We start from the raw sequence: 527 nt of genomic DNA, 5'->3' as shown, positions 1-527 counted from the left end.
GGGTCCCCCGGCGAGACGCGGGCGTTGCTCGGCGGGAAAGGCGCCGGCAACGGCGGAGCGGGAGGGCGGCCCGGTCGGGTCCGCCGGGGAGCCTTTCCGAGTGGGTCGGGCGTTCACGGCCGACGGTCGCGACTTGGTCGGCAGCGGATGGCTCAGTGCTAAACGGTCGGCGTGGACCGGCGGAAATCAGCCCGGTCCCACCGTCACCGGCGGCCGGGAACCCTGGGTCCCCCGGCGAGACGCGGGCGTTGCTCGGCGGGAAAGGCGCCGGCAACGGCGGAGCGGGAGGGCGGCCCGGTCGGGTCCGCCGGGGAGCCTTCCCGAGTGGGTCGGGCGGTTTCGGCGTGCGGTGAGCGGGGCGCGGCTGGAAGGGCTGCCGGTGAGGTGGGAGGGTCTCGATCCGGATGGTGGGACGCCTTCGGGCCCGCTGTTTCGCGCTGACCTGCGGTTTTGTGGGACCGGCCGGCAAGAGTGGGTGTCGCAGGCCGGGTTGCGCACTCCGGGGGCGGATTTCCGTGAGTCATGGC

Source organism: Embleya sp. NPDC005971, from assembly GCF_040629175.1.
GTDB lineage: Bacteria > Actinomycetota > Actinomycetes > Streptomycetales > Streptomycetaceae > Embleya.
Note: the sequence above shows the minus strand (reverse complement) of the source record.